Consider the following 1223-nt stretch of genomic DNA (forward strand, 5'->3'; position numbering starts at 1 on the left):
CGACGTTGTTAAGCTTTTTGAGCAATCTGGCGGCAGTTTTGGCGCAGATATCAACGCGTTTACCACCTATCAGCAAACCTCCTATAAGCTTGACTTGGCCAATAACGATAAGCTTGAAGATGCCCTGACTTGGATGCGAGACATTGGCGACGGTTTAGAGTTCGCTCCTGCTCAAGTTGAAAAAGAGAAAGGTGTTGTCTTGGGTGAATGGCGACGCGCCAATCCAGATGATAAGTCGTTTTCGATGCACGCGTATGAGGCTTCGATTGAAGGAACGCCTTACGCCGAACATGATCCAATCGGTACTCGTGATGCAATTGAGAACGCGACGTCAAATGGGCTGAAAAACTTCTACGAGAAGTGGTATCAGCCGCAGTATGCCGAGCTGATCGTCACGGGCAATGTGGACGCTAAGTCGCTTGCTAACATCATCAAGAACAAGTTCTCGAACTGGGAAAGTACCTCAGATATCGCCATCGAAAAGCGTCGTGACATTCGACTCAATACTCAAGACGAAATTCTGCCAAGCAACTCGATGGAGTCACCAAGCTTGCATTTGGTGATTGAACGCGGCGATCTTCGTCGCGAAACGGTTGAGCAGCAACACGCAGAATGGCGAGACGAAGTGGCCATTCAACTGATTCAACAGCGTTTGATCAGTCTTCTCAATGATGCCGCCGAGCCTTACCAATACGTTTATGCGCAGCCTTACTACTCGAACTACCAACGCCTGATGTCGGCGGGTATCTCATTTTCGCCTGACCGCCGTGAACAAATGCACCAAATTTTCATCAGTGCGTTGACGTCACTTCGCGATTACGGCGTGACACAAGCTGAGCTAGAGAGCATCACATCTAACTGGTATGGCGAACTGGCAAATCTTGATTCTGATTGGAGCAAACGCAAGCCAAATAGTTACGCGGAAGCGCGTATTTTCCAATTGGAGCAAGACAGCGTAAGCCAATCGAAAGAGAGCTATGCGCAAAGCTTGGCAGCTTTTTTGGATAAAACGACGCTAGAGAGCGTAAACGCGCAGTTAAAAGAGCTGCTGTCTAATCAACCAAGCTTTGTGATTGGCATGGGCAAAAGTGAAACGCAAGCGCAGTTTGCTGATGTATTCACTGCGCTCAACAGCGCCTACCTACAAGCTGGTGAAAAGCCTTCGGGCATGAACGCCAAAGCGGAAGGCTTCCTGCAACCAGCTGAGGAAGGCAGCATCGTTA

Annotated in this window: 1 protein-coding gene; it reads left to right on the forward strand. The window is 49.1% G+C overall.

What is annotated here, in order from left to right; genetic code table 11:
• Positions 1 to 1223: M16 family metallopeptidase (locus R7E42_RS24680; RefSeq protein ID WP_318073186.1), on the forward strand; the 1223-nt coding region annotated here is incomplete at both ends.

Source organism: Vibrio sp. Vb1337 (assembly GCF_033338715.1).
Taxonomy (GTDB): domain Bacteria; phylum Pseudomonadota; class Gammaproteobacteria; order Enterobacterales; family Vibrionaceae; genus Vibrio; species Vibrio alginolyticus.